Source organism: Bacillus siamensis KCTC 13613, assembly GCF_000262045.1.
Taxonomy (GTDB): Bacteria; Bacillota; Bacilli; order Bacillales; family Bacillaceae; genus Bacillus; species Bacillus siamensis.
Genome location: NZ_AJVF01000045.1, coordinates 1 through 9,522, shown reverse-complemented (window position 1 = coordinate 9,522; position 9,522 = coordinate 1). Strand labels below are relative to the sequence as shown.

The 9,522-nt window shown below is 49.1% G+C and carries 2 protein-coding genes; both read right to left on the bottom strand.

The window, feature by feature from the left end; all coding sequences use genetic code 11:
- On the bottom strand, positions 1 to 5,944 hold a 5,944-nt coding region (locus tag Y79_RS0119735), incomplete at its 3' end, for a non-ribosomal peptide synthetase (RefSeq protein WP_029575382.1).
- Between the two features lie 25 nt (positions 5,945 to 5,969).
- Positions 5,970 to 9,522 (bottom strand): non-ribosomal peptide synthetase (locus tag Y79_RS0119730; protein WP_029575381.1); only part of this gene is annotated, 3,553 nt, incomplete at its 5' end.

Genomic DNA, 9,522 nt, shown 5'->3' with positions numbered 1-9,522 from the left:
GGCGGTCAAGCTTTCCGCTCGGTGTGACCGGCCACTCGCTCATCTCTATAAACTGAGCCGGCACCATGTAGGCCGGAAGGCGTGTCGCAAGCTCCGCCCGCACGTCATCGCTTCCCCGTCCTTCGATATAGGCGTAAAGCGCGGTTTCGCCGTGTTCGGTCCGGGCGGTGACCGCCGCCTCACGAATGCCGTCGATGCGCCGGAGTGCGGCTTCGATTTCCCCCGGTTCAATCCGGTAGCCGCGGACTTTTACCTGTCCGTCTGAACGGCCGAGCCATTCGACAAGCCCGTCTTCTGTCCAGCGTGCGATATCGCCCGTCTGATACATGCGTTCTCCCGGATAAAACGGATCATCGAGAAAACGTTCCGCCGTCAGCTCAGGCCGGTTCAAATAGCCCCGGGCCACCCCTGTCCCCGCAATATACAGCTCTCCGATACATCCCGGCGGGAGAAGCCGTTTCTTTTGATTTAAAATATACAGCCGCATGTTATGTCCTGAAATGCCAATCGGAACATTATGAAATTCACTTCCTCGCCGTAAATCAAAGTACGAGGCTTCCACAGTCGCTTCTGTCGGTCCGTAGGAATTTGTCAATTCCGTTTTCGGCAGAAGGTCATAAAAACGGGAAACCAGGTGCGGGCCCAATTGTTCGCCGCCGGCAAAAACCCTTTTTAAGCTGGTCTTTTTGACGGACTGTTTTCTGGAATTTATATATTCCAAGAACGCATGAAGCATAGAAGGCACAAAATGGGCCGCCGTTATGCGGTTATTCTCCAGTGCGTTCAGTATTATTTCAGGGTCTTTCTCACCGCCTTGCGGAAGAAGGAAAACAGAAGCTCCCGCGATCGGCCACCAAAACAGCTCCCAAATCGAAGCATCAAAAGAGTATGATGTTTTATGCAAAATGATGTCAGAATCACTTAATCTATAACGCGTTTGCAGCGAGTATAAAAAGTTTACGGCTGACTGATGTTCAACCTGCACGCCTTTTGGGCGTCCGGTAGAACCGGATGTGTAGATGATATAAGCCAATGAATCGGGTTTTACGGGAACATTCGGGTTGGCTGCGGCTTCCGGGTTCCCTGTTCGCCCGCTTTTCAGCGATATGATCTCTCCGTCAAAAAGATCTGCGGCCGAAAGTTCCGGTTCCGCAAGTAAGAATCTTACGCCGCTGTCTTTCAGTAAAAAGCGAATCCGCTCTTTCGGGTAATCCGGATCAATCGGCAGATATGCACCGCCTGCTTTTAAGATGGCGTAAATGCCGATCAGCATGTCAGGAGAACGCCGGCCCATGATGGCGGTTTTATCCTCCAGCCTTATCCCCCGCTTTATCAGCTGGTGCGCAAGCTCATTTGCCCTTTCGTTCAGCTCTTGATACGTAATCGAAATGTCGTCAGTTAAAATTGCCGGACGGTCCGGCGTTTTCTCCGCCCGCTGTTCCAGCAGAGCATGAAGAGGCTGCTCAAGCGGAAACGCTGTTTTCTGCAAGGGGCTGAAATCGTGAAGCAGGGACATTTCTTCTTTTTCTGATAAGACGGAAATATCGTTTAATTCCAATCCCGGATCAGCAGCGGCGTTTTCGGCAAGTGTCGCAAAAAATCCCGCCCATTTTTGAATCGTTTTTCTCTCAAACAAATCGGTACTGTATTCAAACTGGCAGTACAATTCACCAGCATTTTCCGAGATGTACAGTGACATATCAAATTTAGAAATCGGCAGGCTGATGTCTGCCGGCTGCAGTTCAAGCCCGTCTGCCCTAAGCTTTTGCTGTTCCATGTTCTGCAGCGCAAATGTTGTATCGAACAGCGGATTTCGGGACATATCCCGCGGCACACCGAGCTTATCGACGAGTTCCTCCAACGGATAATCCTGATGTTCGTAGGCCTCAAGCGCTGTTTGGCGAATCTCCTGTAAATAATCTTTAAATGTCTTGCTTCCTGCGGGGCGCGTCCTGACTGCAAGCGTATTGACAAACATGCCCAGAACGCTATCAAGATCGGCATGAGGCCTTCCCGCAATCGGAGACCCGACAATCATATCTTCCTGTCCGCTTAAACGGGCTAACAGAACGGTGTACACACCGAGCAGTGTCATATAAAGTGTGCATTTGTTTTCTTTCGCCAGCTTTTTCAACTGTGCCGTATGTTTTTCGCTGATGACAAATGACACCCGGTCACCGGAAAAGCTCCGCACCGGCGGACGCGGCTTATCAGCCGGCAATTCAAGTACGGGAAGCACCCCGGCAAGACGGTTCAGCCAGTACTCCTCTTGTTTTTTGTATGCGGCGCCGGCCATGAATGATTGCTGCCAAACGGCATAATCTTTGTATTGAATCCGTAACGGAGGCAGACTTCTCCCAGCATACAGTTCACTGAATTCACGTATCAAAAGGTTGACGGATACGCCGTCTGAAATAATATGATGCATGTCAGCTAAAAGCAGGTGCCGGTCTTTTTCAATTTGGACAAATCCGGCCCGGAAAAGAGGCGCTTTGCCGAGGGCAAACGGCCGGATAAACGCTTCAGCTGATTGTTCTTGTGTAAATGCAAAAGGCACCTCGTCATGAATCCTCTGCACCGGCCGGCCGTCTTTTTCTTCAAAGGACGTTCTTAGCGGTTCATGCCGCCGGATCAGTTCCTTGAACACGGCTTCTATCCTGTTTGGGTCAAACGGCCCCTTCACCTCTAAAACGGCTGGAATGTTATAGCTGACTCCTCCATTTTCAAGCTGGTGAAGGACGTACATCCGTTTTTGGGCGGATGAGACAGGATAGGTTTCTTTCGTTTCTGTTTTTTCTATAGAGGCGAACGGATTCTCTTCTGCTTCGCTGATGATATTGGCGAGTTCTTCTACGGTCGGATGGCTGAAGACATCGCTCAGCGGAATTTGCACGCTGCACTCTTTGGCTATTTTTGCCACGAGCGCCGTCGCCTTTAATGAATGGCCGCCAAGCTCGAAAAAGTGATCGTGAACACCGATCGGGCCGCTCTGAAGCACTTCTTCCCATATCCGGGTCAGTTTCAGCTCCGTCACATTCCGGGGAGCCGTGTATTGACGGCCTGCGGCGTACCCCGAAGCTTCCGGAAGGGCACGCTGGTCGACTTTTCCGTTTGCAGTGAGCGGAATCGCGTCAACAAAAGCCCATTTAACCGGAATCATATAATCAGGCAGCTCTTTCGCCAAATCGCTCCGCAGCTGAGAAGGATCAGTTGCTTGTGAGACGCTGCAGTAGGCGCATAATTCATTTTCGCCCGACTCATTCGTTTGAATCAGCACGGCAGCTTCTTTCACGGCATGATGATTTGCCAGAACGGTTTCAATTTCTTTCGGTTCAATCCGATACCCTCTGATCTTCACTTGATCATCTGTCCGGCCGATGTATTCAATTTGGCCGTCCGCACGCAGTCTTGCCAAATCTCCGGTACGGTACATGACGGCACCCTTTCTGAACGGATCCGGCAAAAATTTCTCTTCGGTCAGCGCCGGATTGTTCACATAGCCTCTTCCTGTATTCGCTCCGGAAATATACAATTCTCCAGCAATTCCGAGAGGCTGAAGCTGTCTGTTTTTGCTGAAAATATACATCTTGTTATGATGGATCGGTTTCCCGATCGGCGGATGTTCAGGTATGTCATCTCCCGGAGAAATCGTATACGTTGAAACGACATGGGTTTCTGACGGCCCGTAATGATTATGCAAATGCATACCGTGTAAACGGAGCGTCTGCCTGAACAACCGCGAGACGGTCAGCTGCTCTCCGGCCGTAATGACATGCTTCACACAGCGGGGAAAAGACTGTGCATAATCGTCTTCATTGAAAAGCATTTTGACAAAGGCAGTCGGGAAAAATACCACTTCCGCTTTATGCTGATCGATAAACGAATACAGCTGAGAAACATCTCGTTTGATTGATTCCGGCACGATACAAAGAGTGCCGCCGCTCAAGAGTACTGAAAATAACTCCTGGTAGCAGACGTCAAATGCCACAGATGCGTACTGCAGCACATTTGTGCAAAAATCAATGTCTGTGTTCGTCGATTGGTCAGAAAGCAGGTTGGCCATATTTTTATGTTCGAGCAGCACACCCTTCGGTTTCCCTGTCGTTCCTGATGTATAAATCATATAAAGCAGATCGTCCGCTGTATTAATGGATTGCACATTGCTTCCGTCCGCTTCTGTCCCGGCTTCTTCTATGTATGTAACTTGCAGCGTTTGTTCCGCGGGAACTGACTGGTGCCGCTCTGTTACAACATGGACGCAGCCGCTGTTTTCAATGATATAGCGGATACGCTCCTTTGGACTGCCGGGATCTATCGGGACAAAGGCGCCGCCCGCTTTTAAAATACCGAGAACGGCCGCCGCTAAAGAAGGGGAACGGCCGAGCATGACGCCTACCGGCTCCTCCCGCTTTAATCCGCGTTTTTGCAGAAGGCGGGCCAGCTTATTAGCCGATTCGTTCAGCTCTTTGTACGTCACTGACTCGCCTTCATACTTGATCGCGATTTGATCCGGCGTTTGTGCGGCTTGCCGTTCAAACATCGCATGAATTGTGTCATATTCAGGCTTTTCGGTTTCTTCAGAAATTGGAGCAAGCAGCTGCTCTTTTTCCTCAGGAGTTATGATTACAAGGTTATCCGGCGTGATATCAGGTTTGTCGAGAATCTGGGAAACGATATGTGTCAAATGACCTTTGATATTTTCGATAAATTGGCGGTCATACACGCTTGAATCGTATCTCATTTTCAAATGAATCTCGTCACCCGGCGCCACCATAAGATAAAAACTGTAATTGGTTTCGTCTTCCATGCTGAAATCATGGATGTGGAAAAGATCTTTCGTATCCCCCTCGCTGTTCAGCACGTCAAGTTCTTGTTCAACCGGATAATTCTCAAAGACGAGAATATGGTCAATTAAGCCTTGTTTTACTTGTGAATTCGCTTGTATGTCATAAAGCGGATGATAGCTGTAAGCCTGCCCTTTCAAAACGTCCTTTTGCACGTTTTTGATCAGTTTTTGAAACGGGATGTCCGCTCCGCTGATCCGGACAGGGACGGTGTTAATGAACAGGCCGATCATTCGCTCGATGCCTTCAATTTCAGACGGCCTTCCGGAGATGACAGAACCAAAAACCGCATCCTCTGTCTGATTGTACGCCTGGAGCAAAATGCCCCAGAGCGTGTGGAAAATGGTGCTCAGTGTGACCTCTTCTTTCACGGCCAGCTCTTTCAGCTTGGCTGTGTCCCCTTTTGAAAAGGAAAACGTCACTTCCTCCTGTCTGCTGCCGCCGGCTTTTTTCTGTTTCGGCAGAACAGTCTGCTGTTCAAAGCCTTCAAGATATCGCTCCCAGTACGAAGCGGCTTTTTCTTTATCTTGCTCCATCAGCCACTTGATATAGGTCCCGTACGGCACAGCGGGCTCAAGCGTTAACGGTGTTTGGCGGAGCCGCGAGGCGTATATCTGGAAGAACTCTTTCAGCACGATTCCGAGACACCAGCCATCCATAATGATGTGATGGAAGCTCCATATGCACGTGTATTCACGTTCTCCGGTTTGCAGCAGCGTCACCCGCATCAGCATGTCCTTTTGCAGATGAAATCCTTTCTCACGGTCTCTTCGTTTGGCTTCTTCGATATATTTTGTTTGATCAGTCTTGTTTAAATTGGTGAGGTTTTCTTCAATGATGCTGACGTTCCGCTCTTTTAATACGACCTGCTGCGGAACGGACACGTTCTGGCTGATAAAGATCGTTCTGAAAATATCATGTCTTTCGAAAAGAACATGGACGCTCTCTTCAAACACGCGGGTGTCAACCTTCCCCGTGATAGAAAAGGAGGCCTGTTCGGCGTAAGCCTGTGATTCCTTTTGCAGGAGGGAATGAAAAAGCATTCCTTCCTGCATATAAGACAGCGGATAAATATCCTGAATTGCATTCTTTTTTGTCATGTTATGATCTCCCCGTCGCCTTTTTCTACAGTTCCTCGACAAAACTCGCTATGCTGTCCAAATCATCAGATGTTAACGTTTTGCTGCTAAAATCACTAACGGTTTTTTCTGATTCTTCTTTGCCAGTGCAGTGCGCCATAATATCACGCAAATATTGTTGTAAGGTTTGCAGCAGCTGTTCCATCGTTTCTTTGCGAAAGCGGCTCGGCGGATAGCTCAAACTGAAGTGAAGCTTGTGCTGTGCAGCCATCGCGCTCATTTCCACCGCTTGTTCCCGCTGCCATGTCGGCGTAATGTCGTGCCCGCTCGCAAGACCGGATAAACTGAACGTGTGCTGATCTTCTGTATCATTGAATTGCCCTAAATAGTTAAAGCTGATTTCAGGCGCTTGTCCGAACCGAATTGTTTTTTGCTCAGGCGGTGTCATATATTTTAAAATACCGTAGCCTATTCCTTTATCCGGTATTCTTCCGAGTGTGTCTTTTACTGTTTTTACCGCGGTCCCAAGTTCTGAACCGGCTGTATTCAAGTCAATGAGCACCGGATACATGGAAGTAAACCAGCCTACGGTGCGGCTGATGTCAAGCTCCGGCATGATATGCTCCCTTCCGTGCCCTTCCATCGCGATGCGGAGTCTGCCTCCTGTCCAGTCCCGTAAAGCCAAGGCTGCCGCAGTCAGGAGAATATCCTGCGTATCGGTATGGTAGGCCCGGTTGACCTGCTGCAGCAAAACGGACGTTTCTTCTTCTGAGAGCGTAAAGCTTACCGTTTGCCGAATGCTGTCGGCTCCCGTCTGATGCAGCGGTTTTTCATAAGGAAGCCCGGCGGCGGTTTCTTCTTCAGTAAAACGCCAATAGTCTTCTTCACGCATCAGCTTGCTGCTTTTTGCGTATTCTGAAAGCCTTTCTGCATACTGCTTAAAGGAATCAGTCTTTGGCGGAAGCTGAACCGGCTGACCTTTTACGGCTTGAGTGTAAGCGGCTGATAAATCCTCCAGCAAAATACGCCATGACACTCCGTCAACCGCCAAGTGATGGATAGTAATGAATAAATAATCCCCAGACCGGGTTTTGAACCAGCCGGCTTTTAATAGCGGCCCTCTTTCAATGTCCATCCGCTGTTGGAGTGTTGCCACTTCAGTTTCTATTTCTCTTTCCCATGAATCCGTTTCAGACAGATCCCATATATCCAAGCTGTACAGTTCATCCTTTTGGATGCCGTGATTGATTTGTCTGAGACTTCCGTTTTCTGCATTGACAGTGATCCGGAGTGCATCATGATGAATGACGAGATGCTGCAAAGCTTCTTTGAGCGGCTGTTTACGCAAAGCGTCCGAGCTGAACATCATGACGGACTGATTGAAATGATTTCTGTTTTCCATCCGCTGTGATAAAAACCAGTGCTGAACGGGGGTCCAAGGAATATCTCCTTCAACCGGCCGCTGATCGATGACTCTTTCCGCTTTCCGGATAAGAGGCGCGAGTTCCTTAATGGTCGGATGGCGGAACAAGTCACTTGCCGCCATTTTCCACCCATAGCGTCCGAGCCGTGCGGAAACTTGCAGCGCTTTGATTGAATCGCCGCCCAATTCAAAAAATGAGTCTTCAATTCCGACTTGCTTTGCGCCGAGCACTTCCTGCCAGATTGCGGAAAGCTGTTCTTCAAGCTCATTGCGGGGAGCTGTGTATGCGGTTTGAAGCGCGAGCTCCGGTTCGGGCAGATTTTTCCGATCCAATTTACCGTTCGGCGTAAGCGGCAGCCTCTCAAGCTCCATCATATAGGACGGAATCATGTAATTCGGCAGGCGCTGAGAAAGTAAAGAACGCACTGTTTCTATGTTCATGTCCGCCTGCAGGCTCATGTATGCGATCAGTTCTTTATTGCCGGACTGTCCGGTTCTGACTGACACTGCGGCTTCTTTCACGCCGTCCAAGCTCCTCAGAGCGGCTTCAATTTCTCCCAGCTCCACCCGATAACCGCGGATTTTCACTTGATCATCCATTCGGCCCGCATACTCGATCGTTCCGTCCGGCAGCCAGCGGGCTAAATCTCCGGTGCGGTACATTCGTTCTCCGGGAACAAATGGATTAGGGACAAATTTTTCTTCCGTCAGCTCAGGACGTCCGAAATATCCTCTCGCCACACCGTCTCCGCCCGTGCATAATTCGCCGATGACGCCGATCGGCTGGGGTGTTCCCCTGCCGTTTATAATATACGCGGTTGAATTTCCGACAGGGCGCCCGATCGGGATCGAATGATCGTATGATTGTTCAATCAAAAAGCATGTCGAGAACGTTGTGTTTTCCGTCGGTCCGTATCCATTCCATACTGCAAGATGCGGCAGTGCTCCCCGAACCCGGTTGACATGGCTTGGGGACAGTGCTTCTCCGCCGATAATCAATCGTGATAATCCCGAAAACACATGTTCATTTTGTTCAGATAAATGGTTAAACAGAGACGATGTAAGCCAAAGTGTCGTTATACCGTTTTGCTGTATAAATGTTTCCAAGTCATCAGAATCGAGATAGGTTTCCTGGTCACTTACATATAAAGAAGCGCCGTTTAAAAGCGGGCCGAATATCTCAAATGTCGTGACGTCAAATCCTAATGATGAAGTAAACAACAGTCTGTCTTTCGGCGTGAAATCAATATAATTGCTATTTTTCACAAGGCGGATCACGCTTCGCTGTTCAACCATGACGCCTTTTGGCGCACCCGTTGACCCGGACGTATAAATCATGTAGGCCAATGATTCGGGTCCGCCGAGCGGTTCGGGATTAACTGCACTCAATCCAGCCTGTGTTTGAATATCCTCTATGAATAAACGTTTTCCTGAAAGCGGCAGACCGTCAACTTTATCAGATTGAAGGAGAATATCAGCTTTGCAGTCTTTAAGCATCCATTCAGCCCGTTCCCGCGGCACATCGTCAGCGATAGGCAAGTAGGCGCCCCCCGCTTTTAATATTCCGAGAATGCCGGAAACAAGCTCTGTTGTGCGGCCGGTTAATAGTGCGACCACACTTTCCGGACCGGCGCCATTTGATCGGAGCGCCGCAGCAATTCTGTTAGCCCGTTCGTTCAGCTCTCTGTATGTCAAGATTTGTCCGCGATATACAACAGCCTGGGCATCAGGTGTTTCTTCCGCCTGCCGCTCAAATAAACGGCTGATGGTTTCGTGTTTGGGATAATCGCTTTTCGTCTGATTAAATTGATAAATGACGCGATTTGTTTCAGCATCATCCAGCACGTGAATGTCACCAAGCGGTATTGTTTGGTCTTCAATCACTTTCGTAAGAATACGAGTAAAATAAGAAAGCCATTTTTCGATTGTCTGTTTTTGATAGATATCTGCATTGAATTCAAAATCAAAGCTGATGGTGCCGTCAGACCCTTCTGCCGCATAAAGCGTGGCATCAAATTTTGCTGTTTTATGGCCGGTATCCGCAGCTTGAGTCAAATGCAGCTCATTTAAAACCAAGGATTCATGCTCCATATTCTGGAGCACAAACATCACGTCAAACAGCGGATTGCGGCTCATGTCCCGCTGCACGCCGAGCCGTTCCACAAGCTCTTCAAAC